The sequence below is a fragment of the Halomonas sp. YLGW01 genome (assembly GCF_014840935.1).
GTDB lineage: Bacteria > Pseudomonadota > Gammaproteobacteria > Pseudomonadales > Halomonadaceae > Onishia.
Genome location: NZ_CP062005.1, coordinates 909,187 through 933,210, shown reverse-complemented (window position 1 = coordinate 933,210; position 24,024 = coordinate 909,187). Strand labels below are relative to the sequence as shown.

Annotated in this window: 21 protein-coding genes; 3 read left to right on the top strand and 18 right to left on the bottom strand. The window is 70.3% G+C overall.

The features are described from left to right. Nucleotides 1–46: 46 nt before the first annotated feature. The gene (locus tag IEJ03_RS04305; RefSeq protein ID WP_192036462.1) at nt 47–1,549 is read left to right on the top strand and encodes a CoA-acylating methylmalonate-semialdehyde dehydrogenase; all 1,503 of its coding nucleotides are present in this window, start codon (nt 47–49) and stop codon (nt 1,547–1,549) included. Nucleotides 1,550–1,675: 126 nt separating this feature from the next. Here the strand turns inward: IEJ03_RS04305 and IEJ03_RS04300 are convergent, their stop codons facing one another. The 3 genes from IEJ03_RS04300 to IEJ03_RS04290 form a co-directional block, all read right to left on the bottom strand. Next, a complete protein-coding gene (locus tag IEJ03_RS04300) occupies nt 1,676–2,653 on the bottom strand; it encodes an NADPH:quinone reductase (protein WP_192036461.1) in 978 nt (325 codons plus the stop codon). Between the two features lie 161 nt (nt 2,654–2,814). Continuing rightward, nucleotides 2,815–3,387, bottom strand: coding sequence for a hypothetical protein (locus IEJ03_RS04295; protein ID WP_192036460.1), 573 nt, complete (start codon nt 3,385–3,387; stop codon nt 2,815–2,817). 67 nt (nt 3,388–3,454) lie between these two features. Beyond that, a complete protein-coding gene (locus IEJ03_RS04290; RefSeq protein WP_192036459.1) occupies nt 3,455–4,264 on the bottom strand; it encodes a YiiX/YebB-like N1pC/P60 family cysteine hydrolase in 810 nt (269 codons plus the stop codon). A 154-nt stretch (nt 4,265–4,418) separates the two neighbouring features. Between IEJ03_RS04290 and IEJ03_RS04285 the strand changes: the two genes are divergently transcribed. Further along, complete coding sequence (locus IEJ03_RS04285; RefSeq protein ID WP_192036458.1) at nt 4,419–5,216, top strand: glycerophosphoryl diester phosphodiesterase; 798 nt, start codon at nt 4,419–4,421, stop codon at nt 5,214–5,216. Nucleotides 5,217–5,302: 86 nt separating this feature from the next. Here IEJ03_RS04285 and IEJ03_RS04280 read toward each other — a convergent pair whose 3' ends face one another. Genes IEJ03_RS04280 through cbiE form a run of 7 tightly spaced genes read right to left on the bottom strand, consistent with a single transcriptional unit; the run spans nt 5,303 to nt 11,494 of the window. Then, nucleotides 5,303–6,784 carry a cobyric acid synthase gene (locus IEJ03_RS04280; RefSeq protein ID WP_192036457.1) on the bottom strand — a complete coding sequence of 494 codons (1,482 nt, stop codon included), beginning with the start codon at nt 6,782–6,784 and terminating at the stop codon, nt 5,303–5,305. Between the two features lie 46 nt (nt 6,785–6,830). After that, nucleotides 6,831–7,544 (bottom strand): 5,6-dimethylbenzimidazole synthase, encoded by a 714-nt coding sequence (gene bluB, locus IEJ03_RS04275; RefSeq protein WP_192036456.1) that lies wholly within the window; start codon nt 7,542–7,544, stop codon nt 6,831–6,833. Further along, nucleotides 7,544–8,149 (bottom strand): cob(I)yrinic acid a,c-diamide adenosyltransferase, encoded by a 606-nt coding sequence (gene cobO / locus IEJ03_RS04270; protein WP_192036455.1) that lies wholly within the window; start codon nt 8,147–8,149, stop codon nt 7,544–7,546. The genes bluB and cobO overlap by 1 nt, the downstream gene beginning before the upstream one ends. A 15-nt stretch (nt 8,150–8,164) precedes the next feature. Continuing rightward, complete coding sequence (gene cobF, locus IEJ03_RS04265) at nt 8,165–8,971, bottom strand: precorrin-6A synthase (deacetylating) (RefSeq protein WP_192036454.1); 807 nt, start codon at nt 8,969–8,971, stop codon at nt 8,165–8,167. Then, complete coding sequence (gene cobM / locus IEJ03_RS04260; protein ID WP_242458048.1) at nt 8,968–9,855, bottom strand: precorrin-4 C(11)-methyltransferase; 888 nt, start codon at nt 9,853–9,855, stop codon at nt 8,968–8,970. Before cobM ends, cobF begins: the two co-directional genes overlap by 4 nt. Beyond that, on the bottom strand, nt 9,852–10,250 hold the full coding sequence (locus tag IEJ03_RS04255) for a cobalamin biosynthesis protein (protein WP_242458047.1): 399 nt from the start codon (nt 10,248–10,250) through the stop codon (nt 9,852–9,854). Before IEJ03_RS04255 ends, cobM begins: the two co-directional genes overlap by 4 nt. Nucleotides 10,251–10,270: 20 nt before the next feature. After that, complete coding sequence (gene cbiE / locus IEJ03_RS04250) at nt 10,271–11,494, bottom strand: precorrin-6y C5,15-methyltransferase (decarboxylating) subunit CbiE (protein ID WP_192036453.1); 1,224 nt, start codon at nt 11,492–11,494, stop codon at nt 10,271–10,273. Between the two features lie 107 nt (nt 11,495–11,601). On the opposite strand from cbiE, the gene IEJ03_RS04245 reads away from it, so the two are divergent. Then, nucleotides 11,602–12,330, top strand: coding sequence for a cobalt-precorrin-6A reductase (locus tag IEJ03_RS04245; protein ID WP_192036452.1), 729 nt, complete (start codon nt 11,602–11,604; stop codon nt 12,328–12,330). Here IEJ03_RS04245 and cobJ read toward each other — a convergent pair. The 8 genes from cobJ to IEJ03_RS04205 form a co-directional block, all read right to left on the bottom strand. After that, on the bottom strand, nt 12,324–13,115 hold the full coding sequence (gene cobJ / locus IEJ03_RS04240; RefSeq protein ID WP_192036451.1) for a precorrin-3B C(17)-methyltransferase: 792 nt from the start codon (nt 13,113–13,115) through the stop codon (nt 12,324–12,326). The two genes, IEJ03_RS04245 and cobJ, sit on opposite strands and share 7 nt — an antisense overlap. After that, a complete protein-coding gene (locus IEJ03_RS04235; RefSeq protein ID WP_277950340.1) occupies nt 13,112–13,897 on the bottom strand; it encodes a precorrin-2 C(20)-methyltransferase in 786 nt (261 codons plus the stop codon). Before IEJ03_RS04235 ends, cobJ begins: the two co-directional genes overlap by 4 nt. Beyond that, nucleotides 13,894–14,523, bottom strand: a complete 630-nt coding sequence (locus IEJ03_RS04230; protein ID WP_192036450.1) for a precorrin-8X methylmutase — start codon at nt 14,521–14,523, stop codon at nt 13,894–13,896. The genes IEJ03_RS04235 and IEJ03_RS04230 overlap by 4 nt, the downstream gene beginning before the upstream one ends. Nucleotides 14,524–14,594: 71 nt before the next feature. After that, entirely contained in the window at nt 14,595–15,782 is a 1,188-nt protein-coding gene (locus tag IEJ03_RS04225; protein WP_192036449.1) for a cobalamin biosynthesis protein CobG, read from the bottom strand. After that, entirely contained in the window at nt 15,779–19,681 is a 3,903-nt protein-coding gene (gene cobN, locus IEJ03_RS04220) for a cobaltochelatase subunit CobN (protein WP_192036448.1), read from the bottom strand. Before cobN ends, IEJ03_RS04225 begins: the two co-directional genes overlap by 4 nt. After that, nucleotides 19,681–20,805 carry a cobalamin biosynthesis protein CobW gene (cobW, locus tag IEJ03_RS04215; protein WP_192036447.1) on the bottom strand — a complete coding sequence of 375 codons (1,125 nt, stop codon included), beginning with the start codon at nt 20,803–20,805 and terminating at the stop codon, nt 19,681–19,683. The genes cobN and cobW overlap by 1 nt, the downstream gene beginning before the upstream one ends. Beyond that, on the bottom strand, nt 20,802–22,229 hold the full coding sequence (locus tag IEJ03_RS04210) for a cobyrinate a,c-diamide synthase (protein ID WP_192036446.1): 1,428 nt from the start codon (nt 22,227–22,229) through the stop codon (nt 20,802–20,804). Before IEJ03_RS04210 ends, cobW begins: the two co-directional genes overlap by 4 nt. Then, nucleotides 22,226–24,013 (bottom strand): AAA family ATPase, encoded by a 1,788-nt coding sequence (locus tag IEJ03_RS04205; protein WP_192036445.1) that lies wholly within the window; start codon nt 24,011–24,013, stop codon nt 22,226–22,228. Before IEJ03_RS04205 ends, IEJ03_RS04210 begins: the two co-directional genes overlap by 4 nt. Between the last annotated feature and the right edge of the window lie 11 nt (nt 24,014–24,024).

Here is a 24,024-nt window from a genome sequence, read left to right as displayed (position 1 = left end):
TGGCGGCCCGGGGATTCGATTTCGTAATTCGACATAGGTATTCGACATGAACCAGATTCACCACTTTCTCAACGGCAGCATCGTCGAGGGCCGCAGCGAGCGCTACGCCCCGGTCTTCAACCCGGCCACCGGCGAGCAGAGCGCCCAGGTAGCGCTGGCCACCGCGGACGAAACCCGGGAAGCCGTGCGGCTTGCCTCTGAGGCCTTCCCGGCCTGGTCACGGATTTCTCCGCTCAAGCGCTCGCGCATCCTGTTCAAGTTCAAGGCACTGGTCGAGGCCCATACCGACGAACTGGCGGCCATGATCTCCCGCGAGCACGGCAAGGTGTTCTCCGATGCCAAGGGCGAAGTGACCCGTGGCCTCGAGGTGGTGGAATTTGCCTGCGGCATTCCGCACCTGCAGAAGGGCGAGCATTCGATGAACGTCGGCACCGGCGTGGACAGCTACTCGATGATGCAGCCGCTGGGCGTCTGCGCCGGCATCTCGCCGTTCAACTTCCCGGCCATGGTGCCGATGTGGATGTTCCCCATCGCCCTGGCCTGCGGCAACACCTTCGTCATGAAGCCGTCCGAGAAGGATCCCTCCACGCCCATGCGCCTAGCCGAGCTGCTCAAGGAAGCCGGGCTGCCCGATGGCGTCTTCAACGTGGTCAACGGCGACAAGGAGTCGGTGGACGTGCTGCTCACCGACGAGCGGGTGCAGGCCGTCAGCTTCGTCGGCTCCACCCCCATCGCCGAGTACATCTACGCCACCGCCTCCCAGCATGGCAAGCGGGTCCAGTCGCTAGGGGGCGCCAAGAACCACATGGTCATCATGCCCGATGCCGACCTGGACCAGGCGGTCGATGCCCTGATGGGGGCGGCCTACGGCAGCGCCGGCGAGCGCTGCATGGCGATCTCGGTGGCGGTGCCGGTGGGCGAGGAAACCGCCAAGCGCCTGCGCGAGAAGCTCATCGCACGGCTCGAGACGCTGCGCGTCGGCCCGGGGCTGGTCGACGGTCCCGACAACGACATGGGCCCGCTGGTCACCAAGGAGCATCTGGAGAAGGTCAAGGGCTACATCGCCTCCGGCGTCGAGGAAGGCGCGGAGCTGGTGGTGGATGGCCGCGACGTCACCATCGAAGGGGCCGGCGATGGCTACTTCGTCGGTGGCTCGCTGTTCGATCATGTCACGCCGGGCATGCGCATCCACGCAGAAGAGATCTTCGGCCCGGTGCTGGCCATCGCCCGCGCCGCCAGCTTCGATGAGGCCGTTGCCATGATCAACGATCACGAGTACGGCAACGGCACCGCCATCTTCACCCGCGACGGCGATGCCGCCCGCCAGTTCTGCGAGCAGATTCTGGTCGGCATGGTCGGCGTGAATGTGCCGATCCCGGTGCCCATGGCCTTCCATAGCTTCGGCGGCTGGAAGCGCTCGCTGTTCGGCCCGCTGCACATGCATGGCCCGGATGGCGTGCGCTTCAATACTCGCATGAAGACCATTACCCAGCGCTGGCCCAGCGGCATCCGCGAAGAGACCAACCACTTCACCATGCCTACCCTCTAAGCGCCGCCTCGCCGCCCGCCGGACCTCACGCCCGGCGGGAAGTAAACTCTAGAGCAAACGACGACGCCCGCCATTGATATGGCGGGCGTCGCGCGTTTCAGCATCCCTAGTCGCTCATCAACTGCGTCAGGGCACGAGAATGGTCGAGCCGGTGGTCTGGCGGCCAGCCAGGGCCTGCTGGGCCTTGCCTGCATCGGCCAGCGGGTAGCGTTGGGCAATGTCGATGGTGATCTTGCCGCTTTCAAGCATCGCGAAGAGCTCCTCGCTCATGGCCTCGAGGCGCTCGCGGGTATCGGCATAGCCGTTGAGGCTCGGCCGAGTCACGAAGAGCGAACCCTTCTGGTTGAGGATGCCCAGGTTGACGCCCTCCACCGGGCCGGAGGCGTTGCCGAAGCTAACCATCAGGCCGCGCTTCTTGAGACAATCAAGCGAGGTCTCCCAGGTGTCCTTGCCCACCGAGTCGTAGACCACATCCACCATCTCACCATTGGTGAGCTCGCGCACCCGCTCGACCACGTCCTCCTTGGTGTAGTCGATGGTCGCCCAGGCGCCGTTCTTCTCGGCCAGGGCGGCCTTCTCGGGGGAGCTGACGGTACCGATCAACCTGACGCCCAGGGCCCTGGCCCACTGACAGGCGATCGAGCCGACGCCGCCGGCGGCGGCATGGAAGAGGATGGTCTCGCCGCCCTTGAGCGGATAGGTCTGGCGCAGCAGGTACTGCACCGTGAGGCCCTTGAGCATCGAGGCCGCGGCGGTGTCGACGTCCACGCCCTCGGGCAGGGTGACGACCTTCTCGGCAGGCAGGGTGTGAAGCTCGGCGTAGGCGCCCAGGGGCCCCTGGGCATAGGCCACCCGATCCCCCACCGCCAGGTGGGTCACGCCCTCGCCCACGGCATCGACCACGCCTGCGCCCTCGGTGCCGAGGCCGGAAGGCAGCGCCGGCACCGGGTAGAGGCCGGTGCGCACATAGATGTCGATGAAGTTGAGCCCCACTGCCTGGTTGCGAACCCGGACCTCTCCGGGGCCGGGCTCCACGGGCGTGACATCGACGAACTCGAGAACCTCGGGACCGCCGGTGCGGGCGAGCTGGATACGCTTGGCCATCAAAACCTTCCTTGTGCTGGAGCCTTGGTGAACAGGCTCGTGAAAGAGCGGAAAAGCCTTCTATCCAAGCGCCCGCAGCGAGAAGGGTCAAGCCCGCCATTGGGCGAAGCCGCCGACACCTCGGCGGATACCTCCGCCTCGCTTCGCGTGACGGGGCGGCCTTACAGCGTGGTCGGGAAGGATTCCAGGCCGCGTACGAAGCGTGACTTGTAGCCCTCGAAGGTGTCCTTGTCCTGCTTGAAAGAGGCCACCACCGAGCGCTCATCGAAGGCGAGCGTCCGCGTCAGGTCATCCAACCCCTCGGCCGGATGCTGGGCCCCGAGCCCGATGCGTAGCCCCTGTTCGCCGTCGAACCAGCGCGTGATGCCCGCCTCGCGGAACATCGCCTCCTGCTTGGCATCGCTTGCCACCACCTTCAGCGGCGCCTTGAGGGCGAGCTCCTGAATCAGGCGCTGGGCGGGGTTCGCCACGCTGCTGCCCTCGAGGGCCGTGAGCAGCGACACTTCCATGCCCTGCCCCGCCTCGTCCAGCACCAGCAATGCCAGGGCCACCGGGCGCTGCTGGTTATCGACCAGCGCCAGTACACGAGCGGCTTCCTGCTTGACCAGCACGCCCAGGGTGCCGGCGAAGGTGGCCAGCGGCGCCAGCCCCGCCTGGTGACCGTAGACCTCGGCACACAGCCGGGCGAGGCAGGCCTCGCGCTGCTGGGCGTTCTTGACGTGCACGACTCTCATCGACTTCCCTCTATCGCGGCGCCCGCTGACGCGGGCCTTCTGTTAAAAAAGGCGCAGCCTAGCACAGTCAGGCGTCGCTGGCCCCGCCTCGCCCCATTGCCGTGTCGATAAGCGGTAGCACGGGAATCTGCGGCGACGCCCCCCACACCAGGGCGCGGTGATCGAAGGTCGCCTCCAGGGTCGGCTTGATCACCGCGAAATAGGGCGAGACATCGAAGTCCCGGGGCATGAAGAAGCTGAAGTGCCGCGGGTAGAGCACCCGGATCTCGCCATCCGGATAGCGCGGATCCTTGGAGGGGGTGACGGTCACACAGGGCAGGATCGGGTAGCGGATCGACTGGAAGGCCTGGGCGATCAGCGAGGAGCAGATCGCCCGGGTGGGATCGCCGCTGCCCAGCGACAGCAGACGCCGCCGCCAGCGTACCGGCACCGGCGGCGTGGGAATCAGGTAGCGGGCCAGGTCGATGATGTTCTTGAGATCGTAGTGATAGCCCAGGCGCTCGCCGGCATAGGCCACGACCCTTGCCACCTCGGCGTCATCGAGCCCCACCGGCCGGCAGATGCGACAGTGCAGATCCGTGAAGTGATCCAGCCCGACTCGCCGCACCCCTTCGCGCATATCCACCTCGATCAACCCCCGGGGACCGCCGCCGGCCTCCGAGTAGGCGTCGCCGACATAGAGGGCCGCATGGGACCAGGTGGACTGAGTCAGGTACTTGATCGCCGTGCTGAGCCTCGATTCGCCCTCGACCAGTAGCACATCGCCGGGCCGAAGGGCCGCCGCCAGCGATTCGAGATCGCTGGGCGCCTGGGTGCGGGCGCCCGGCACCGGCTTGGTCAGGTAACGGCTGAGACAGTCTCCGAGCAGACGTAGCATGACTCCTCCCCACGGGCCGGTTCGGCCTCGACCGAGAACACCCCAAGCGGCGCCCCTTCCCTCCCTAGAGCCTAGGCAAGTGTCGCCTCACTGCGTAACGCGCCGATGTGATTTAGTCTGGGGACCACCACGTCGCCTTTCAGGAACTGCTGTCATGCACGCCTCTTCCCTCTCTCCCCTCTCCGCCTCGGCGACATCTCCCCTCGAGGTACTGCCCCGCCTGATCGCCCATCGCGGCCTCTCGGCGGTAGCCCCGGAGAACACCCTGGCGGCGGTGCGCGCCGCCCATGAGGCCGGAATCGACTGGGTAGAGCTCGATGTGCAGCTGCTCGCCGACGGCACGCCGGTAATCTGGCACGACGCCACCCTCCACCGCTGCTCCAACGGCCGTGGGCGGCTGGCACGGTTCGACCTCGCCGAGGCCCGACGCCTGGACGTGGGCGCCTGGTTCGCTCCCCGCTTCGCCGGCGAGCGCATGGCGACGCTCGCCGGGATGCTTGCGCTGATCAATGAGCTCGGCATGGGGCTGAACCTGGAGCTCAAGCTCGCCCGTGGCCGAGACCCGGGGGTGCTGGCCGAGACAGCGGTGCCCGAGGCGATGACGGCGCTACCCGCCGAACGGCTGATCGTGTCGTCCTTCTCGGGACCGGCGCTTGAGGCCGCCCGCGCCATCATGCCCGCCCCCGCGCGACTAAGACTCGGACGCCTCTACGACAAGCTCCCCAAAGGCTGGGAGGAGGAGGCCCGCCGGCTCGATGCCTTCAGCGTGCACACCGACTGGAAGCGTCTCACCGAGGCCCAGGCACGGGCGATCAAGGATGCCGGCTATCGGCTGATCTGCTATACCGCCAACGACCCTGAAGCCTTCGCCCCGCTGTGGGACTGGGGCGTCGATGCGGCGATCAGCGACGATCCGCGGCGCTTCGCGGATCGCGTCCCGGCCTCTGATTGAAACGGGTCGAGCCTGCCCAGGCCCGGCCAAGCCCTGCCGCATCAGGCCAGGCTCGACCTAGTTGGCTCGGCTGAGAAGCGACCGGCTCAGCCCCGGCCCACCAGCGCCAGCACCCGCTCCATGTCCAGGTGCGCCTCGATGGCGTCGGCGAGGCGGTCGAGCTCCCGCTCCCGGTGGCTGGCGAAGCTCTCGCGCTTGGCGTCCCCGTCCTCGAGGCCCAGCCGGGCGAGCAGCGCCTTCAAGGCGTCGGCCTCGTCGAAGAGCCCGTGCAGGTAGGTGCCCATCACCTGGCCATCCTCACTCACCGCGCCGTCCGGGCGGCCGTCCAGGTCGAGCAGCGGCCGAGCAAGCGCCGGGCCCTCGCTGACGCCGTTGTGGATCTCGTAACCGCTCACCGACCCGCCTTCGCCGGCCGGGGTGCCAGCATGAGTGCCGATAAGCGTACCCCGCACATTGCGCAGCTGCTTGCCCGCCACCATCCGCGTGCGCAGGGGCAGCAGGCCGAACCCCGGCACGCTGCCGGGCGCGCCTTCCAGCCCCTCGGGATCGTCGATGGCCTCCCCTAGCATCTGGAAGCCGCCGCAGATGCCGAGCACCTTGCCGCCATAGCGCAGATGGCGACGGATCACGTCCTCCCATCCCAGGGCGCGCAGCCAGGCAAGATCGCTGGCCGTCGACTTGCTCCCCGGCAGCAGGATCACGTCGGCGGGCGGGATCGCTTGGCCGGGGCCGACCAGGGTCAGGGACACCCGTGGATGCAGGCGCAGCGGATCCAGGTCGGTGTGATTGCTGATGCGCGGCAGCGCCGGCACCACCACCCGCAGCGCGGCTTCACCCACCTGCCGACCGACGAGCCCCACGCCGTCCTCGGCATCGAGCAGCAGGCCGTCGAGGTGTGGCAGCACCCCCAGCACCGGTTTGGCGCTGTAGTCCTCGAGCCAGTCGAGGCCGGGTTCGAGCAGGGCGATATCGCCGCGGAAGCGATTGATGATGACGCCCCGCGTGCGGGCCCGCTCGCTGTCGCTGAGCAATTCGAGGGTCCCCACCAGCTGGGCGAAGACCCCGCCCCGGTCGATGTCGCCGACCAGCAGCACCGGGCAGTCGACGGCCTCGGCGAAGCCCATGTTGGCGATATCGCCCCGGCGCAGATTGATCTCGGCGGGGCTGCCCGCCCCCTCGGCGATGATCACCTCGACGCGACTCGACAGTCGCTCCCAGGCGGCCAGCACCGTCTCCCGGGCCCGACGCTTGAAGGCGTGATACTCGAGGGCATCCATGTGGCCATGGACCCGACCATCGAGAATCACCTGGGCGCCCCGGTCACTCTCGGGCTTGAGCAGCACCGGGTTCATGTCGGTATGCGGATCGATCCCCGCGGCCCGTGCCTGCAGGGCCGTGGAGCGGCCGATCTCGCCACCCTCCGGGGTCACGGCGCTATTGAGCGCCATGTTCTGGGGCTTGAAGGGCGCCACCGAGATACCGCGGCGGGCAAGCGCCCGGCACAGCCCGGCGACGACCGTGCTCTTGCCGGCATCGGAGGTGGTGCCCTGGATCATCAGGGTCGGCATGGCAGGGTCCTCGTCACGGTCTTCAGGATGGACTTCATGGCAGGCCTCAGGGGTGTCCGTTGAGGGCATCGAGGGCGCGGGCCAACGACTCGTCCGCCTGCGGAGCCTGCCAGCCGTTGCCGTGGACCCGTTCGGCCAGCGGCAGACGCTGACGCCAGCCGGCCCGAGCCAGTTCCGGCTGGTCGAGAAAGTCGTCGACATAGCCCAGGCACAGGTAGGCCAGCGGGTAGACGTGATCCGGCAGGCCCAGCACCTCGGCCAGATCGCCCTGGTCGAGAATGCTGACCCAACCGACGCCGATGCCCTCGGCCCTTGCCGCCAGCCACAGGTTCTGGACTGCCAGGCAGGTGCTGAACAGATCCATCTCGACGATGCTCTGGCGGCCCAGCACGTGCTCGCCGCCACGACTGCGATCGCAGGTGATGCACAGGTTCATGGGGCTCTCGAGGATGCCCTCCAGCTTGAGGCGGCGATACAGGACGCCGCGCTCGCTGGAGTGGGCCTCGGCCGCCCTGGCGTTCTCGCGCTCGAAGATGGCGTGCACCCGCTTTCGCACCTCACGGTCGTCGATCAGCAGGAAGTCCCAGGGCTGCATGAAACCCACCGAGGGCGCATGGTGGGCGGCCTTCAGCAGGCGGGCCAGCACCTCGGGAGGAATCGGGTCCGAGCGGAACTGGGCGCGCACGTCGCGACGCTCGAAGATGGCCCGGTAGACCCCGGCGCGCTCGCTCTCGCTGAAGGCGTGTGGGTCGTCGATCATCAGAGCTCGACGCCCTTCTGGGCCTTGATGCCCTGATCCTTGAAGGCATGCTTGACCACCTTCATCTCGGTCACGGTATCGGCAAGCTCGATCAGCGCCTCGGGTGCGTGGCGGCCCGTCACGACCGCGTGCTGCATGGCCGGGCGGCCCTGGAGGTCGTCGAGCACCCGGTCGAGCTCCAGGTAGCCGTGGCGCAGGGCGATATTGAGCTCGTCGAACAGCACCAGGGCATAGCGCTCGTCGCTCAGCATGCGCCGAGCCTCGGCCCAGGCGGCCTCGGCGGCGCGCACATCGCGCTCCCGATCCTGGGTGTCCCAGGTATAGCCTTCGCCCATGACGTGATAGTCCACGCCGGGCAGCTCTCGGAAGAAGGCCTCCTCGCCGGTCTGGAACTTGCCCTTGATGAACTGCACCACGCCGACTTTCATGCCGTGGCCCAAGGCGCGTGCGACCATGCCGAAGCCGGAGCTGCTCTTGCCCTTGCCGGGGCCGGTGAGCACCAGCAGCACGCCCTGTTCCTTGTCGGCGGCGGCGATCCGCTCGTTCATGATCTTCTGCTTGTGGGCCATGCGCACCGCATGGCGCTCGGGGTCGACGTGCTTCATCGGGATCTCCATCGATCAGGGAAAATAGCGTTGTGGTTCAGCAACCGGCCGTGACAGCAGCGGCGTCCGCGCCAGCAGATAGACGTCCATGATCCAGCCATGGTGCTCACGCAGGGCGGCGCGACGCTCGACGATGGCCGGGCCCGCCTCGGCCAGCGGGCCCTCGATCAGGCACTGCTTGTCCATGCCGAGATAAGCGCCCCACCAGATATGCAGGCCCTCCGGTGAAAGCGCCTGGAAGGCACCGCCACCGTCCAGCATCACGGCCACGCTGGCGGCGTCCATGGGCCAGCCGCGCTCGCGCAGGCGCCGCCCGGTGGTGATCTGCACCGGCTCGGCCAGGGCGTTGAGGGGGATCCGATGCGCGGCGGTCAGCACCTGCAGGCTGGTGATGCCCGGCACCACCTCGACGTCGAGCGCCTGGCCATCATCCTGTCGCCTCAGGCGCGCGGCGATGCGCAGGCTGCTGTCATAGAGCGAGGGGTCTCCCCAGATCAGCATGGCGACCTGTCCGCCCTGCGGCAGGTTCTTCGTCATCTGCTCGTGCCATACCTCGGCGATCGCCGCGTGCCATTCGTCCACCGCGCCCAGGTAGTCGTCGCGGCCGTCGCGGCGCGGCAGGTCGAACTCCACCACCCGCGAGAGCGCCCCCTCGTCGAGCAGGTTGCGGCACAGCAGCCGACGGAGGTCGATCAGGTCCACTCGGGCCTCGCCCTTGCGCGGCAGCAGGATCAAGTCCGCCTCACGCAGCGCACGCACCCCGGCCAGGGTGATGTGGTCCGGATTGCCGGTGCCGATGCCGATCAGCGAGAGCCGAATCATGTGCTGCCCTCTTGTTTTCCACCCTCTTGTTTTCCACCCTCTCGTTTTCCGCCTGCTCGTTCTCCGCCTTCTCGTGCAAAGACACCATCTTCGTGTTCCAGGGTGCCGCCCTCGGCGAAGGGTGAGTCTGCCGATTGGGGGCGAAAGCGTCGGTCGTAGCCGATGGCGTAGAGGCAGCTGTCGTCGAAGTCGTCGCTCGAAAGCGCCGGGCCGACCAGGATCAGCGCGGTGCGGTTCATGGCCGGGTCGAGCCGCGCGACGATGGTATCGAGCCGCCCGCGGATCACCTTCTGGTCGGGCCAGCTGGCCCGCCAGACGATCGCCACCGGACCGTCCTCGCCGTAGAAGGGCATGAGCGCCGCTACCACGCGCTCGAGGTGATGGATGGACAGATGAATCGCCAGGGTCGCCCCGGTGCGGGCGAAGTTCTCAAGCGTCTCGCCGTCCGGCATGGCGCTGGCCCGGCCCGGGGTGCGGGTCAGCACCACCGACTGCGCCACCCCGGGCAGCGTCAGCTCCTGGCCCAGGGTCGCCGCCGCCGCGGCGAAGGCCGGCACCCCGGGGGTGACGGCATAGGGGATATCGAGTGCACGTAGCCGGCGCAGCTGCTCGCCCATGGCCGACCACACCGAGAGATCGCCGGAGTGCAGCCGGGCCACGTCCTGGCCCGCCGCGTGGGCCGTCGCGATCTCGTCGATGATCTCGTCCAGCGACAGCGGCGCGGTGTTGATGACCCGGGCGTCCGCCGGGCAGTGATCGAGGATCGCCTCGGGCACCAGCGAGCCGGCGTAGAGGCACACCGGGCTGGCGGCGATCAGGTCGCGCCCACGCAGGGTCAAGAGATCCGGCGCACCGGGACCGGCGCCGATGAAGTGAACGGTCATGTCGTGTCTCCTGTCGCCAGCGCCACGGTGGCGCGTCGATCGGTGGAAATCAGTCGGGGGCCGAGCAGGACCGCACCGGGGCCCGCCGCCAGCAGCGCGACGGCCTCGGCGACGCTGCCGGTGCCACGGGCCTGCCGGCTGTACGGGGACCGGGTCATCGTCTCGGCCGAGGCCAGCGCTTCGTCGGGCACACTCAAGGTCGCAAGCCCCCGGGCCTCGCCCAGGGCCTGCACCATCGAGCGCATGCTCGCGGCCGCCGCCAGACCATCGACCGGGCCATAGCGTGCCTCGAGGCGATCCAGCGCCTCGGCCAGCGAACCGAGCCGCGCCTCTCGGCGAAAGCCGAAGCCCGCCACCCTTTTCGTTTCCCCTACCCCGTTCATCGCACCCTTCATCGCACCTTTCTTCGCAACTTTCATCGCACGGCCCGCCACTGCACGATGGGATAGGCGGCCTTCCAGCCGCGCCGGCTGCCGAGGGCGGCCGCCGATGACAGCTCCAGGCGCACCAGCTCGCCGCCGGCCTGGCGCTGCCAGTGGGCCAGCAGCGCCTCTGACTCGAGCGTCACCGCGTTGGCCACCAGCCGCGTGCCCGCCGGCAGGCGGGGCCAGAGCGCCTCCAGTAGCGCCTCGCAGAGCCCGCCGCCGATGAAGACGGCATCGGGCGAGGGTGCGTCAGCCAGGTCGTTCGCCAGCAGCGCCGCGGCATCGCCCTCGATCACCTCGAGCCAGTCGACGCCGAGCTCGCGGGCGTTGCACCGGGCTCGCTCTGCCCTTGCCGGGTCACGCTCTAGGCCCAGGGCGCGGTTGTCCGGGTGGGCCAGCAACCACTCGATGGCCACCGAGCCCGAGCCGGTGCCGATGTCCCACAGCCGTTCGCCCGGTGCCGGTGCCAGGGCCGAAAGCGTCACGGCGCGCACCGCCTGCTTGGTGATCTGGCCGTCGTGGGCGAACCAGTCATCCGGCCGGCCGGGCGTCAGTGGCAGCGCCGGCCCGTCTCCCGCAACCTCGAGGCCCACCGCCACCGGATGGACGATATCGCCCGGCAGCTCGGCGTCGGCGCGTGCGCTGCGCACGCGCTCACCCGTGCCACCCAGCGCCTCCAGCACGTGGAGCCGGCTGGCGCCGAAGCCGGCGCGCCCGAGCAGGCCAGCGAGCTCTTCCACCGCCGCGCCGTCGCGCAGCAGCACCAGCAGGCGACGCCCGGGATGCAGGTGAGGACGCAGGCGCGTCAGCGGCCGGGCGTGAAGCCCCAGGCAGGTCACGCCCTCCAGCGCCCAGCCGAGCCTTGACGCCGCCAGGCCGAAGGTCGAGAGCGACGGCAGCGAGCACCACTCGCCGGGTCCGAGGTGTCGCGCCAGGGTCGCCCCGGCACCGAACCAGAAGGGATCGCCGGAGGCCAGCATCACTACTCGGCGGCCACGCTCGGCCAGTAACAGGGGAATGCCGTCGGCGAAGGGCACCGGCCATTCGCGCACCTCGGCGGCGAGCGGCGGCAGCAGGCGCAGGAGGCGTCGGGCGCCGAACACCACCTCGGCGGCGTCAAGCGCCTCGCGACTTGCCGCCGTGAGCCCCGCCATGCCACTCTCGCCCCAGCCCAGTATCGTCAGCCAGGGGGCCTCGTCCGCGTCAGTCATCATGTGCCTCGATACGCTTCCTGATTGTCGTTCCCTGCTCGAGATGGTCAGCACCAAGCGCTATCCGGCGCGCATCCCGCCAACCCTATGAAGGAGCTCGAAGAGCCCCGATGAAAGTCCTGATTCTCGGCGGTACCACCGAGGCCAGTGCCCTGGCTCGCGCCCTGGCCGAGCGCGAGATTCCTGCACGCTTCAGCTACGCCGGCCGTGTCGCCGCACCCAAGCCCCAGCCGCTGCCGACCCGGGTCGGTGGCTTCGGCGGCATCGATGGGTTGGCCGCCTTTCTCAAGGCGGAGGGCATCACCCACCTGATCGACGCCACCCACCCCTTCGCCGAGCAGATGAGCCGCCATGCCGTGGCCGCGGCCGAACAAACGGGTACTCGGCTGCTCGCCCTGACCCGGCCGCCCTGGGCGTTGCAGCCGGGCGACGACTGGCAGCGGGTCGATAGCATCGAGGCGGCGGTGGAAGCGCTCGCCGGCCCCCCGCAGCGGGTGCTGCTGGCGATCGGGCGCATGCACCTTGCCGCCTTCGCCGCGAGGCCCGAGCACCACTACCTGCTGCGGCTGATCGACCGGCCCGATACGCCCCCGCCGCTGCCGCACCATACGCTGACCGTCGACCGCGGCCCCTTTACCCGGGAGGGCGACCTGGCCCTGCTGCGCGAGCACGGCGTCGAGCGCCTGGTGTGCAAGAACGCCGGCGGCGCGGGCGCGGCGGCCAAGCTCGAGGCGGCGAGGATCCTCGCGCTGCCGGTGGTGATGATCGACCGGCCGGCGCTGCCGCCCCGCCGCGAGGCGCACACCCTCGACGAAGCACTCCAGTGGCTGGGTCATTGAGCCGCCTCAGATGAGGGCGCCGACCGCGGGGTATAGACCCACTCGCCTTCCTCGTTTCCGCCCCCCGGGATCCGACGCGTCAGGCTCGAGCCCACCATCACCAGGGTGCGCATGTCAGCCATCTCGGGCATCGCCTCTCCCAGGGTGGTGACGCGCAGACGCTCCTGCGGCGTGGAGACCGCGCGGGCGAACATGATCAGGCGCGCCTCGCCACAGGCCTGGCGCAACACCGTCAGCGCGCGGGCGAAGCCCTCCGGCCGCGAGCGGGAGCGCGGGTTGTAGAAGGCCATGGCGAAATCGGCCTCGGCGGCCAGCCGCAGGCGCTTCTCGATCAGCGCCCAGGGCTTCAGGTTGTCCGAGAGGTTGATGCAGCAGAAATCGTGGCCCAGGGGGGCACCGAGCCTCGCGCTGGCGGCCAGCATCGCCGAGACCCCCGGCAGCACCTGGATATCCAGCGCCCGCCAGGCCGGCTCGACCGCTTCCAGCGCCTCGAACACGGCAGCCCCCATGGCGAACACGCCGGGGTCCCCCGAGGAGACGACCGCCACCCGGCGGCCCGCGGCGGCCATCTCGAGGGCCTGCTCGGCGCGGCGAATCTCCTCGCGGTTGTCCGAGCCGTGGCGGGTCAGCCCCGGCCGCGGTGCCACGCGCTCGACGTAGGGCACATAGCCCACCACGTCGGTCGCGTCGGCCAGCGCGCTGGAGGCCTCAGGGGTAATCAAGGCATCGCTGCCCGGGCCCAACCCCACGATCTTAAGCCAGCCCTCTTGCCCCTCAGCCCTCATGGCCGCCTCCCGTCGCCGTGGATCACCAGGATCGAGAAATAGGGCACCCGCTCGCCGGCATCGCGCAGCGGCACCACCCGCTGCTGCGCCATCGAGGCGTACTCGATCAGCCAGGCCTCGTCCTCGCGGCCGGCGCTTGCCAGCGCACGGCGCAGCTTGTCGAGGTGGCGGCCGATCTTCATCACCACCAGGGCGTCGGTGCGCGCGATGCGCTCGGCCAGCCGCTCCTCCGACTGGGTCGCGGTCAGCACGGTCAGTACGTCGTCGCCCCAGGTGATGGGCCGACCCGTCGCCGTCCAGGCCGCCGACATGCCGGTGATGCCGGGCACCACCTCGGTCGGCACGCGATTCAGGAGCCGCGTGTAGAGGTGCATGAAGGAGCCGTAGAAGAAGGGATCGCCCTCGCAGAGCACCACCACGTCCTGGCCGGCTCCGGCGATCTCGGCCAGCCGAGCCACCTGGCGTTCGTAGAAGGCCGAGAGCCAGGCGTTGTAGCGCGGGTCGTCGAAGGGGATCTCGGTGGTGACCGGATACTCCATCGGCAGCTCCACCGCACCGGGCGCCAGCATGCCCTCGACGATGGTGCGGGCATGCCCGATGCGCCCCTTCTTGCGGAAGTAGGCGACATGACTGGCGGCGCGGATCAGCCGGTCGGCGCGCACGCTCATCAGGTCCTGGCTGCCGGGTCCGAGGCCGACGCCGACGATGGTGCCGGTCCGGCTATCGGGGGAGCTATCGAGGGAGCTATCGAGGGAGCTATCGAGAGTCGTGCCCTGGTTCATTCGCTGCGATCCGCCATGGCGTTGATGGCGGCCACCGTCACCGCGCTGCCGCCGAGCCGGCCCTCGACGATGGCACAGGGCGCCGCAGCGCTCTCCCACAGCGCCTGCTTGGACTCCGCCGCACCGACGAAGCCCACCGGGCAACCGATGATCGCCGCCGGGCGCGGGCAGTCCGGATTCTCGAGCATGTTCAGCAGGTGGAACAGCGCGGTCGGGGCGTTACCGATCGCCACCACCGCGCCCTCCAGCTGGGGCCGCCACAGTTCCAGCGCCGCCGCCGAGCGGGTGTTGGCCATCTCCTGTGCCAGGCCCGGCACTCGCTCGTCGTGCAGGGTGCAGATCACCGCGTTGTCCGCCGGCAAGCGCTTGCGGGTGATGCCCTCGGCGACCATGCGCGCGTCGCACAGGATCGGCGCCCCACCCTCCAGCGCCGCCCGGGCCCTGGCGACCACCTGCCCCCGGAAGTGAACGTGCGGCGCCAGCACCACCAGGCCGGCGGCGTGAATCATGCGCACGGCCACCGGCTCCTCCTCGGGCGAGAAGCGCGCAAGCTCGGCCTCGCGCCGTATGATGGCGAAGGACTCCCGGTAGATCGCCGGTCCGTCGGTTTCATAGACGTGAGGCATCCGTTATCTCCTAATCGATCGTTTCGGGAACGAGGCGTCGCGAGGCATGCGCGCGGCACTTCGCCCCCGTGTCATGTGCTTGCCCATAGCGCGGCAAGGCGCTCGACGGCGTCGGCTTCGCCGAGGCCGGTCGCGATTGGCGTGTGGTCGGCGCGTCCGCCCAGGATCAGGTCATAGCGGCCGTCGCGTCCGGTCAGGCTGAGCTCGGCCGAGCGGCCCCGGGCGCAGCCCTTGGCACAGCCGGAGATGTGCACCCGGCCCGCGCTTCGCCCATCCGGGCGTTTCCCACGCCGCTCGGCCAGCGCCCGGGCCAGGCCCAGGGTGGCCACGCTGGCCTGGGCGCAATGCGGCGCCCCCGGGCAGACGTCCATGGCAAGCCGCGGATCACCCTCGTCATGGATCAGCCCATCGGCCGGGTCGCCGTCGTTGATCTTCGTGCGCAGGCCTTCCAGCAGCAGGCGCCGCCAGGGCGTGACCCGGATGCCGGTGACATCGTCATCGGCAAGCGCGGCGCGCAGCGTCGAGGCCTGCACCCGGCCGAAGGGTAGCCCGACCACCCACCCAAGGGGATGCGCGCCCAACGAGAGTGCCGGCGCGGCATCGGCCGGCGCGGCATCGACCGCCGCCCAGGCCGGCAGCGGCGCATTGAGGCGACGCATCCGCCCGGCTTGCGTGCCACCACTCTCGACGAACCAATGCGCCAGCCGTGTCATCAGGTCGACGGCGGCCTCGACATCCTCGACCGACGTGCCACGGTCGCGCCCGTCGGTCCGCACCAGCAGCCCGCCCTCGGCCGAGCGCTCCAGGCGCAGGTCGGCCGAGGCCTCGGTGAGCACCGGGGCCGGCCCGGCATCCAACGCCAGGCCCCACTTGTGCGGCAGGCTCGGCCAGGCGGCGAGGCGCTGCCGTAGCAGGCACGCCGCCTCGAGAGTCGCGTCGTCATCGCGCCAGTCCGGAGCCAGCAGCAGCGCCGGGCGGCGCTCGGCCGCGATATCCGGGGCCACCAGGCCGTGCTCGGCGAGATGGTCCATCAGCGCGGGCCAGCCGCTCTCGGTCACGCCGCGCAACTGCAGGTTGGCGCGACGGGTGAGCTCGATCAGCCCGCTGCCCCAGGCCTCGGCGGCGTCACACAGCGCCAGCAGTTGTGCCCGGCTGAGCCGGCCCAGCCGCGGGCGCACCCGCACCAGCAGGCCGTCGCCGGTGGCCATGGGGCGCCAGGCGCCGGGGCACCAGCCGCGAATCCGTGCCGGGGGGCTCACGAGGTCTGCTCCCGACGCTCGTCGAACTCGAGCAGCAGGTCCCTGAGCGCCTCGCCGTGCTCGCCGGCGTCCTGCCAGAGGCCGCGCTGGACCGCCTCCAGCAGGCGTTCGGCCATCTCCTCCAGCGCCGCGGCATTGTGCTCGCGCAGGAAGTGCTGGTTCGCCGCGTCCAGCACCAGGGCATCGGTGACTTGGGCGTACTGATGGTCGGCCACCAGATCGGTGGTGGCGTCGTAGGCGAACAGGTAGTCCACGGTGGCGGCCATCTCGAAGGCGCCCTTGTAGCCGTGCTCGCGCATGGCCTCGATCCACTTGGGGTTGAGGACCCGGGAGCGGATCACCCGCGAAAGCTCCTCCTTCAGGGTGCGGATGCGCGGCCGGGCTGGGTTGGCGTGGTCGGCGTGATAGACGGCCGGCGCCTCGCCGCCCAGGGCGCGGCCGGCGTTGGCCATGCCCCCCTGGAAGGCGTAGTAGGTGTTGGAATCGAGGATGTCGTGCTCGCGGTTGTCCTGGTTGTGCAGCACCGCCTGCAGGCCGCCGAGCTGGCGCTCGAAGGCGCGGCGCGCCCCGATGCCGGATTCGGGGAACTGGCCGTAGGCATAGGCGCCGGCGGCGACGTAGGCCTCGGCCAGGTCATCGGCATCATCCCAGGCACGGCCGTCGACCAGCCGGTCCAGGCCGGTGCCGTAGTCGCCGGGCCGGCTGCCGAACACCCGGTAGCCGGCCTCCTGCTCGGCCGCCTCGGGCGAGAGCCCCGAGGCCTCGAGCTCACTCCGGCGCGCCCCGATTGCCGCGCGGATGGTGTTGCCGTCGCCCGGCTCCTGATAGCTCGCCACCGCCCGCACCGCGGCGTCGAACAGCCGGATCACATGGGGAAAGGCGTCGCGGAAGAAGCCGGACACCCGCAGGGTGACGTCCACCCGGGGCCGGCCCAGCAAGGGACTGGCGATCACCTCGACGTCGACCACCCGCTGGGAACCCAGCGACCAGATCGGCCGCACCCCCATCAGCGCCAGGGCTTGGGCGATGTCGTCGCCGCCGGTGCGCATGGTGGCGGTGCCCCAGATCGACAACCCCAGGCGCCGCGGGTAGTCGCCGTGATCCTGCAGGTAGCGCTCGACGAAGGCCTGAGCCGAGGCCTCGCCCAGCGACCAGGCGGCGGGCGACGGCACGGCGCGGTTGTCGACGCTGAAGAAGTTGCGTCCGGTAGGCAGCACGTCGAGCCGGCCGCGGCTGGGCGCTCCGCTTGGGCCTGGCGGCACGCCGCGCCCGTCGAGCCCATCGAGCAGCGCGCCGATCTCGCGCTCGGCGCCGTGGCGCATGGCGGCCCAGAGGCCGTCGCGGGCATGGCGGCAGAGCGCTGCGGTGGCTGGATAATCCCGGGCCAGCGCCTCGAGCTCGCCGGATGCCAGGTCGTCGTCGGATGTCAGGACATGGGCCTCGACCAGCCGCTCGGCGAGCCCCTCGAGGCGCTCGCGGGTATCGGCGGCGCTGCGCCAGGGGGCATCGGAGAGTTCCCTCAGCGCCACCGGCCGTGGCCCCCGCCAAGGCTCGGTGCCGGCCGCCAGCGGATCGAAACGCGCCCCCGACTCGTCCGGCTCGCGCAGCCCCAGGTCGTCGGCCAGGGCGTGGAGCAGACCACGCTGCGTCGTCGACTCGCCCCTGGGGAGCCTGAGGATGGCGACCAGGGTCGCCGCGCGTTTCTCCGCCGGCGGCAGGCTGCCGAGCACGTGCAGGCCGTGGCGGATCTGGGCTTCCTTGATATCACAGAGGTAGGTGTCGAGCTCGGTGAGCAGGCCCTCGTCGTCGCCCTTGTCGTCGCCCTTGTCGTCACCCTCAGCGGCGGTCTGGGTGAGCTCCCGATCGATGCCGGTCCGCTTCAGGTGCGTAAGGATGCGCTCGCGAATCAGGGCCTCCCGACGCGGGTCCATGCCCAGCGCCTGGTAGTACTCGTCGGTCAGCGACTCGAGCTCGGCCATGTCGCCGTAGAGCTCGGCCCGGGCCAGCGGCGGCATCAGGTGGTCGATGATCACCGCCTGGCTGCGGCGCTTGGCCTGGGCGCCCTCCCCTGGATCGTTGACGATGAAGGGATAGAAGTGCGGCAGCGGCCCCAGGGCGACATCCGGCCAGCACTCGGCAGAGAGCGCCGTGCTCTTGCCGGGCAGCCACTCCAGGTTGCCGTGCTTGCCGACGTGAATCACCGCATCCACCCGGTAGTGCTCGCGCAGCCACAGGTAGAACGCCAGATAGCCGTGGGGCGGGACCAGCTCGGTGTCGTGATAGCTCCGGGTCGGATCGGCATCCGGACCGTCACTGATATCCCGGGACGGCTGGATGCCGACGAAGGTCTCGCCGAGGCGGATGCCCGAGATCAGCAGCCGCCCCTGGCGGTGCCGGGGATCATCCTCGGGGGCGCCCCAGCGCCGCCAGACCGAATCCTGCAGCGTATCCGGCAGGGTGCGGAACCAGGCCAGGTAATCGTCGACGCCGAGACTCTGCCAGCTGCCCCGCCAGGCAAGCGACTGCGCCTCGTTGGTGACGCTCGCCTGCAGCCGGCGAATCAGGGCGTTGCCATCCTCGGGCAGGTCCTTGAGCGGATAGCCGGCTTTCTCGAGCGCGCGCAGCAGGTTGACCGTGGAGGCCGGGGTATCCAGGCCGACGCCATTGCCGATGCGCCCGTCCCGGGCGGGATAGTTGGCCAGCACCAGCGCCAGGCGCTTGTCGGCGTTGGGCGTCTGACGCAGCCGCGCGTAGCGCCAGGCCAGTTCGGCGACGAAGGCGGCACGCTCGGGATGCAGCCGATGGCGCGTCACCGAGAGCTGGCAGCGCTCGCTGTAGTGGGACTCGGCCTTGAACCCCACCGCCCGGGTGATGACGCGCCCGTCCATCTCCGGCAGCACCACCTGCATGGCCACGTCACGGCTGTGCAGGCCGGCGGCCTTGTCGCGCCAGTCCTCCTCCGGGCTGCTGGCCAGTATCGCCTGCAGCACCACCGGCCGGCCGACGAAGAGGCCTGCCGGCTCTTCCCCTGGTGCCCCACCGGTGACCTCGCCCTCGTCGGGGGCGCGGTTGACCGAGAAGCCGGTGGTGTTGACCACCAGGCCGGCGCCGGTACGCTCGATCAGATGATCGACGAAGGCGACGCAGGCCTCCTCCTTCAGCGAGGCCACCGCCACCGCCAGGGGCGCGAGCCCTTGGGCCTCGAGGGACGCGATCAGGCCGTCCAGCACCGCGGTGTTGGCCCCCTGCAGGTGGCTGCGATAGAACAGCAGCAGACAGACGGGGCGATCATGGTCCCTGCGCGCTTCCCAGCTCGCCAGCGTCGGCGCCGAGCGTCCCGGCGCGTAGATCAGCGCCGGAGGAATCGCCCGGGGCTCGCGCCAGGCGAGCGGCCTCGCTAGGCCCTGTTCCATACATTCTGCGGCGACGAAGCGCAGCAGTTGCTCGGCGTTGTCCACGCCGCCCTCGCGCAGGTAGCGCCACACCCGATGGGCCGCGTCGAAGGACACACTGGAGGCCGTGAGCAGGGCATCGTCCGGGGCATCGCAGCCCGGCACCAGGATCAGCTGTCGTTTCGGGTCCGCCGCCGCCCAGGCCAGCAGGCGCTCATGGCCATACTGCCAGTAGGCGCTGCCGCCGAGCAGCGAGACGATGACCAGGCGCGCCTGCTCCAGCACCCGATCCTCGTAGAGGTCGTAAGCGGCCGGCTTGACCAGGTTCATCCAGTTGGCGAGGCGCACAGAGGGATAGCCGTCCCCCAGTCGCTCGACCGCCTGGGCCAGCGCCGAGAGGCTGCTGTCGGCGGCCGACAGGATCACGACCTCGGCGGGACTCTGCTGCAGGTCGACGATGCCCTCATCGTCGACGAAGCCCCCGGGCTTGGCGGCGAACAGATGCATCAGGCGGGCATCGCGCGCTCGGCGTCCGCAAGCGTCGCCTGCAGCGAGGCGCGGTCGAGGCCCCGACCGATGATGACCAGCTCGGTGTGGCGCGGCTCGTCCTGGGCCCACAGCCGATCGTAATAGCCGTCCAGCCGCTGGCCGACGGCCTGGATCACCCGACGCATGGGCTTGCCGGGAATCGCCGCGAAGCCCTTGGCGCGATAGATCTGGTGAGCCTTCAAGAGCTCGGCCAGCCGGGCCTCAAGCGCCTCGACGTCGACCTCGCCGAGGCGGATCACGACGCCGTCGAAGTGATCATGGGCATGATCGTGATGGGCGCCCTCGGCATGGTGGCGGTCATGGTGGTTGTCGATGCGATCGATACCCTCCTCGCTCGCCGCGCCGATGCCCATCAGGGCCTCGAGCCGGGCCGGGTCCTGTGCGAGGCTCGGATCGATGAACAGCGTCTTCACGGCCTCGGAGACCTTGCGCGCCACTATCTTCTCGACGCGTTTCCGCTCGTCCGCCGAGAGCAGATCGCTCTTGCTGACCAACACCAGGTCGGCGGCGCTCAGCTGGTCATCGAGCAGCTCGCGCAGGCTGGGGTCGTGATCCAGGCTATCGTCGGCGCGGCGCTGGGCCTCCACCTGCTCGACGTCGCTGGCATAGCGGCCGGCGGCCACCGCGGGGCCGTCCACCACGGTGATGATGGCATCCACGGTGCAGTGCTGGCGCACCTCCGGCCAGTTGAAGGCCTGCACCAGCGGCTTGGGCAGGGCCAGGCCGCTGGTCTCGATCAGGATGTGATCGATGTCGTCGCGGCGGGCCACCAGCTTTTTCATTACCGGCAGGAACTCCTCCTCCACGGTGCAGCAGATGCAGCCGTTGGCCAGCTCGAAGATGCCGCCGTCCTCGTCTTCTTTCATACCCGGGGCACGCGCGCCTTCCTCTTCACTTCCGTCCTCACAGCCGAGGGCGCAGCCGCGCAGCAGGCTGGAGTCGATATCCTGTTCGCCGAACTCGTTGACGATGACGGCGATCCGCTTGCCGGTGATCTGGCGCAGGATGCCGGCCAGCAGCGTGGTCTTGCCGCTGCCCAGGAAACCGGTAACCACCGTGGCGGGAATCTTGTCGAGCTTCATGCGTGGCATTCCTTGGTCTGGTCGAGGGTCGAGTCGGTCGGCGGAGCTTCGGAAGAGCGAGAGGCGTCGGCCGCGTCCGCGCCGAACAGGCGGGCGATGGCGGCGGGATTGTCGGGGAAGAACAGGTGCAGGTAGGACGCCGTCAGGCGCCGCGAGCGATAGATGGCCTCGCCCGGCGCGGGATGGCGCTGGCGTCGGCCGTGGGCGATCGGTGCAGGCGTGCCGCCGGCCTGGGAGCGATGATGGGCGTGGCCACGTACCTCACCCTCGGGCAGCTCGGCGGTCTGCATGCCCTGGCAGCCGCGCCGGCCACGCATGGCGCCCGCACCGGGCAGCAGCCCCAGCATGGCGTGGGTCTTCTCATCGACGTCCGTCAGCGTCTCCAGGCAATAGAGCAGGCCGCCGCATTCGGCGAGGATCGGCAGGTCCGCAGCGAAGGCCCGTTGAAGGTCGTCGCGAAGCGCGGCATTGGCCGCAAGGCCGGCGGCATGCAGCTCGGGGTAGCCCCCGGGCAGCCACAGGGCGTCGCAGGCCGGCAGGCCGCGATCGGTAAGCGGCGAGAAAAAGTGCAGCCTCGCCCCCATCCGTTCGAGCAGGTCCAGGTTGGCCTGATAGATGAAGCTGAAGGCGGCGTCACGAGCCACGGCGATGGTGCGACCGGCCAGCCAGGCCGGCGGCGCCGATGCCTCGCTGGGCGCGGGACTGAAGACCACAGGTGGCAGCGAAAGCAAAGCCTCGCCCAGCCCCTCGGCGGCCAGTGCCTCGGCGCCGGCGTCGAAGCGCGCCTCCAGGTCGTCGCGGATCTCCTCGGCCTGGACCAGCCCCAGATGACGCTCGGGTAGCGCCAGGGCCGTATCGCGGGGCACCGCCGCCAGCAGCGGCACGCTCACCGGCAGCGCCGCCTCGATCAGCTCGCGATGGCGCTGTGATCCGCAGGCGTTGGCGATCAGTCCGGTGATGCGGATGTCATCGCGAAAGCCGGCCAGACCGGCCACCAGCGCCGCCGCGGTCTGGGCCATGCCCTTGACGTCCATGACGATGACCAGCGGCAGACCGAACAGCGCGGCGAGATCGGCGCTGGAGGGCTCGCCGTCGTAAAGCCCCATGGCGCCCTCGACCAGGATCAGGTCGGCCTCGCGGGCGGCCTCGAACAGTCGCTGGCGACAGTAGGCCTCGCCGGCCATCCACAGGTCGAGCTGGTCGACCGGCTGGCCCGAGGCCTGGGCCAGCACCCGGGGATCCAGGTAGTCGGGCCCGGTCTTGAACACCCGAACCACCTGGCCCCGGCGGCGCAGCATCCGTGCCAGGGCCGCGGTCACGGTGGTCTTGCCCTGGCCCGAGGCCGGCGCGGCGATGAACACCGCCGGGCAGCCGATGGTGTTCTCGTTCTTGGTCGCGCTCTCGTTGGCGTGAGCATCATTCATGGGGAGGCCTCCAGGCCGGCCAGCGGCACGTAGAGAGCGCCCAGCTGACGGGCGATGTCGCGGCCCCGCCCACGCCTCACGGCGGCGCTCTCGGTGTCGACGACCACGCAGTCGCCGAGCGACGGCAGGCCACTCAGCGGCTGACGGGTGCGGCCGTCGGTGATCAGATAGGTGCGCACCGAGAGTCCGGCTTCCCGGCGACGCCACTGGCGCAGCAGGTCCGCCGCGCGCTGTACGGCCTCGCGCAGCGGCGTGCCTCCGCCACCGGCGACGGCATCGAGCCGCTCGAGCAGGTCCTTGGGCGCGCGGCGCCGAGGCTGAAGGGAGGTAATGCCATCGTTGCCGAAGCCCAGCACCGCGATCTGCTCGCGGGCGGCATAGGCCTGGCGCGCCAGCCGGTCGACCACGCCCTTGGCACGGCCCAGCAGGCGCCGGCCGAGGGTGGAGGCGGAGGTGTCCAGCAGCACGAGATGCAGCATCGGCTGGCCGGTGCGAGGGCGACGATAGCGCAGGCGCCGCCAGGGCCAGCGCCCACGGTTCTCGACCAGGGTCGCGAACCAGTCCAGGCGCGACACATCCGCGGCCTGCTCACCCTGCCGGCGGTCCCGGCGACGGCCCGCCTGCCGGCCGGAGAGCCGGCTCGAGGACGCAGACACTGCCGGAGCCGTTTTCGTTAGCCCGGTGGCGGCATCGGGCAGCGACGGCATCTGCGCACTGACACTCGGCTGCGCCACCGGCGGCATGGCGCCCCACTGGCCCTGGGGCGCAGAGTCCTGCGTGCCGCCTGCGGCCGGGTCCGGCGAGGCGTCCTCCTGGCGCTCGCGCCCCGGTCGATCACGACTGGTGCCGCTCGGGTTCGATCCGCCACGGCTGGAGCCATGGCCGCTGTCGCCCTCGTCAGGCGGCGTCTCGGGCGCAATGGTGCGGCGGTGGGCCAGCACCCAGGGCTCGACGGTATCCAGGTCCTCGCGCGCGACGCGCGGCTCGCCCCGCCAGGCCGCATGGGCCCGGGCGGCGCGATGCCAGGTCACGTCGGCGCGCATGCCTTCGACGCCGGCGGCATCGCTCTCTCGGGCGATATGCTCGTAGACCCAGGGCTCGGCCGTGACAGCCCCCAACCGCTGGCGGGTATCGGCCAGGCGCCGGGTCAGCGCCTCCTGCTCGGCCGCATGGGCGTCGATGAAGGCAGGGGGATCGCGATCGAAGGCCTCGCGCTTGCGCAGGATGGCGACGCGCTCGGCGACGCCAGGGCTCGCCGCCTGCTCGACGCAGAGGCCGAAGCGGTCGAGCAGCTGGGGGCGCAGCTCCCCTTCGTCGGGGTTCATGGTGCCGATCAGGCTGAAGCGCGCGGGGTGGGCATGGCTCAGGCCATCGCGCTCGACGCGGTTGACGCCACTGGCGGCCACATCGAGCAGCAGATCGACCAGCGAATCCGGCAGCAGATTGACTTCGTCGACGTACAGCAGGCCGCCGTCGGCGCGGGCCAGCAGGCCCTCCTGGAAGCGCGCCTCGCCCTCGGCGAGCACCCACTGCAGGTCCAGGCTGCCGGTCAGGCGTTCCTCGCTGGCGCCCAGCGGCAGGGTCACCAGCGACGGTCGGCGGCCCCCGCCATCCTCCGGCAGCAGCGCCGCCAGCGCCCGAGCCAGGGTCGACTTGGCGCTGCCCTTGGGGCCGCTGATCAGCACGCCGCCGAGGCGGGGGTCGATGACGTTGAGCAGCAGCGCGGTCTTGAGCGGCTGCTGGCCGACGACGGCCACGAAGGGGAACTCGGGCACGGCGGTCATGGCGTCGCGGC

Bases quoted from the DNA above. Each gene is read 5' to 3' on its own strand.
- cobW (WP_192036447.1), bottom strand. From the start codon at position 20,805: ATGAAGCTCGACAAGATTCCCGCCACGGTGGTTACCGGTTTCCTGGGC.
- IEJ03_RS04245 (WP_192036452.1), top strand. From the start codon at position 11,602: ATGAAAGTCCTGATTCTCGGCGGTACCACCGAGGCCAGTGCCCTGGCT.
- IEJ03_RS04305 (WP_192036462.1), top strand. From the start codon at position 47: ATGAACCAGATTCACCACTTTCTCAACGGCAGCATCGTCGAGGGCCGC.
- bluB (WP_192036456.1), bottom strand. From the start codon at position 7,544: ATGATCGACGACCCACACGCCTTCAGCGAGAGCGAGCGCGCCGGGGTC.
- cobO (WP_192036455.1), bottom strand. From the start codon at position 8,149: ATGAAGCACGTCGACCCCGAGCGCCATGCGGTGCGCATGGCCCACAAG.
- cobN (WP_192036448.1), bottom strand. From the start codon at position 19,681: ATGCATCTGTTCGCCGCCAAGCCCGGGGGCTTCGTCGACGATGAGGGC.
- IEJ03_RS04280 (WP_192036457.1), bottom strand. From the start codon at position 6,784: ATGCCGACCCTGATGATCCAGGGCACCACCTCCGATGCCGGCAAGAGC.
- IEJ03_RS04295 (WP_192036460.1), bottom strand. From the start codon at position 3,387: ATGAGAGTCGTGCACGTCAAGAACGCCCAGCAGCGCGAGGCCTGCCTC.
- IEJ03_RS04300 (WP_192036461.1), bottom strand. From the start codon at position 2,653: ATGGCCAAGCGTATCCAGCTCGCCCGCACCGGCGGTCCCGAGGTTCTC.
- IEJ03_RS04210 (WP_192036446.1), bottom strand. From the start codon at position 22,229: ATGAATGATGCTCACGCCAACGAGAGCGCGACCAAGAACGAGAACACC.
- cobF (WP_192036454.1), bottom strand. From the start codon at position 8,971: ATGATTCGGCTCTCGCTGATCGGCATCGGCACCGGCAATCCGGACCAC.
- IEJ03_RS04285 (WP_192036458.1), top strand. From the start codon at position 4,419: ATGCACGCCTCTTCCCTCTCTCCCCTCTCCGCCTCGGCGACATCTCCC.
- cbiE (WP_192036453.1), bottom strand. From the start codon at position 11,494: ATGATGACTGACGCGGACGAGGCCCCCTGGCTGACGATACTGGGCTGG.
- cobJ (WP_192036451.1), bottom strand. From the start codon at position 13,115: ATGAGGGCTGAGGGGCAAGAGGGCTGGCTTAAGATCGTGGGGTTGGGC.
- IEJ03_RS04235 (WP_277950340.1), bottom strand. From the start codon at position 13,897: ATGAACCAGGGCACGACTCTCGATAGCTCCCTCGATAGCTCCCTCGAT.
- IEJ03_RS04290 (WP_192036459.1), bottom strand. From the start codon at position 4,264: ATGCTACGTCTGCTCGGAGACTGTCTCAGCCGTTACCTGACCAAGCCG.
- cobM (WP_242458048.1), bottom strand. From the start codon at position 9,855: ATGACCGTTCACTTCATCGGCGCCGGTCCCGGTGCGCCGGATCTCTTG.
- IEJ03_RS04230 (WP_192036450.1), bottom strand. From the start codon at position 14,523: ATGCCTCACGTCTATGAAACCGACGGACCGGCGATCTACCGGGAGTCC.
- IEJ03_RS04205 (WP_192036445.1), bottom strand. From the start codon at position 24,013: ATGACCGCCGTGCCCGAGTTCCCCTTCGTGGCCGTCGTCGGCCAGCAG.
- IEJ03_RS04255 (WP_242458047.1), bottom strand. From the start codon at position 10,250: ATGAAGGGTGCGATGAACGGGGTAGGGGAAACGAAAAGGGTGGCGGGC.